We start from the raw sequence: 2,354 nt of genomic DNA on the forward strand, positions 1-2,354 counted from the left end.
AGCAGTATCACTAGGTTTAGGCGCTATGCAAATCGCAGGTGGTCTAAACTACCTATTTGATGTTCCAAATACTATCATGACTCAAGGTATAATTATACTTATTGTTACCATATTATTTTTAACAAGTGCATGGTCAGGTTTAAGCCGTGGTATCCAATATTTGAGTAACGCTAATATTGGTTTAGCCGGCATAATCTTATTGTTTGTTTTTATTGTAGGACCAACTGTTCTTATTTTAAATATGCTAACAAGTTCAACAGGTGAGTATTTAAACACGCTCTTATTTAACATGTTTGATACAGCACCATTAGATTCACAAAAAAATGAATGGATGAAATCATGGACGTTCTTCCAACTAGCTTGGTGGATTAGTTGGAGTCCATTTGTGGGTATATTCATTGCACGTGTATCTAAAGGACGCTCAATTAGAGAGTTCGTATCTGGAGTTCTGTTAGCCCCAGTACTTGTAAGTTTAGTTTGGTTTGCAGCATTTGGTGTTCTAGGTATCGAAACTGCGAAAAAAACACCTAAAATATTTGATATGCCTCCAGAAACTACATTATTTGGTGTGTTTAATGAGGTGCCATTAGGCTTTGTGTTATCCATTGTAACGTTGCTATTAATAGCAACATTCTTTATTACGTCAGCCGATTCAGCGACATTCGTATTAGGAATGCAAACAACATTTGGTTCATTAAACCCATCCGCAATAGTTAAAGTCATCTGGGGAATTGCACAAGCATTGATTGCATTTATTTTACTATTCTCAGGTGGAGATAATGGATTAAATGCGCTACAAAATATGGCAATCATGACTGCCTTACCATTCTCTATCATCGTGCTTTGTATGATGGTTAGTTTCTATAAAGATGCCAACCAAGAACGTAAGTTTTTAGGTTTAACATTATCACCTAACAAGCACAGACTCAAAGAATATATAAACTCACAATCTGAAGACTTTGAAAGTGAAATGATAAACAGAAGGAAAAATATTAAAAACGATTGATTCACAATAATCTTATATGCTAAATTTGAATTATTAGAAGTTTTCACAATTAATTCTTTCGAGGCTGAAACACATATGTGTTTCAGCCCCAATTATTATTTAGAAAAATATTAAAAATAGATCAATAAAAAGACTAGTATTTTTTGGTTCTAACTGTTTTTGACGACGTTTACACAAAAGATTTATAATGCTTTTTAAGTTGATAATTATTAGGGAGAACTAGAGACGCTTGTACCTTCACTCAAGGAAACAAGTGTCTTTTTTGTAGAAAGGGATAGTGTTATTATGAATGTTTATGTAGCTGAATTTTTAGGAACAGCAATACTCGTATTATTAGGAGGCGGCGTCTGTGCAAATGTTAATTTGAAACGTAATTTAGGGTATGGCGCTGACTGGATTGTAATTGCTGTAGGATGAGGACTAGATGTCTCTCGCTCACTTAAATCCAGCAGTTACCCTAGCATTTGCTATGAATCATTCATTAAGTTGGTCTATGGTGCCAGGTTATATAATTGTTCAAATGTTGGGAGGTATAGTCGGTGCGATACTTGTTTGGCTTGCCTATTTACCACATTGGGAAGCAACTAAAGAACCAGAAGTCAAACTTGGTGTGTTTTCTACAGCACCATCTATCCCCAACTATTTTGCTAATTTCATCACAGAAATTATTGGTACAGGCATTTTAACTTTAGGCCTGTTATTTATTGGTATGAAGAATATCGCAGATGGTTTAAACCCATTAATTGTTAGAGCTTTAAATAATCAATAATTTTTCTCGGTATAAATGCATGTTCTATTTTTTTATTTTTATCTTGATAATCATATTTTTCTGTCATCCTATCAAGATCATCATCTTTATAGAAAAATAAAAAGTAAGCAATAATTCCAATCGGAATACCAAAAAATGGTGTAGCAAAAGTACTAAATATTACACACATAAAAATTAACCAAAATAAATCTTCTAAAGACCATTTTTTATTTAATAAATCATTCACAATTTGTTTAATAGTCATAAAAAATAAAACACTCCTTAATTACAAAATTAAAATATTACTTTGTTCATTTTAAAAATATTCTCAATAATAAGATAAGAAGAAACTCGTTTCTAAAAAATCAAAAAGAGAGTGAAAACTGAACTGCCCCTCCCCCCGTCAAGTAGACAGATAAAAAACAAAAATGTATTTTGGCTATCTTCATATCTACGATATGAGGGTAGCCATTTTTAACGTAAGACGGTCTTTATTAAAAACTCTATAAATGAATCAATCGCTTCGATTGCTAAAGACTTATTATCGAATATCGCATGCTTTTCTCCTCTAAATAACTCACTTTTTAGAGTTCCCCATAC

At 32.5% G+C, this 2,354-nt stretch carries 2 protein-coding genes and 1 pseudogene; 2 read left to right on the forward strand and 1 reads right to left on the reverse strand.

The genetic code is table 11. The annotated features are described in order from the left end of the window. Both SH09_RS12950 and SH09_RS12955 read left to right on the forward strand, forming a co-directional pair. The coding region (locus SH09_RS12950; RefSeq protein WP_042740058.1) for a BCCT family transporter at window positions 1–1,006 on the forward strand (1,006 nt) is incomplete at its 5' end. A gap of 285 nt (window positions 1,007–1,291) precedes the next feature. Then, window positions 1,292–1,763: pseudogene (locus tag SH09_RS12955) on the forward strand (MIP/aquaporin family protein); the annotation flags it as partial. Here the strand turns inward: SH09_RS12955 and SH09_RS12960 are convergent. Further along, window positions 1,753–2,019: a VraH family peptide resistance protein gene (locus SH09_RS12960; RefSeq protein ID WP_042740059.1), complete on the reverse strand. Its 267-nt coding sequence runs from the start codon at window positions 2,017–2,019 to the stop codon at window positions 1,753–1,755. The pseudogene SH09_RS12955 and the gene SH09_RS12960 overlap by 11 nt on opposite strands. Window positions 2,020–2,354 lie beyond the last annotated feature (335 nt).

The organism is Staphylococcus gallinarum, from assembly GCF_000875895.1.
Taxonomy (GTDB): Bacteria; Bacillota; Bacilli; order Staphylococcales; family Staphylococcaceae; genus Staphylococcus; species Staphylococcus gallinarum.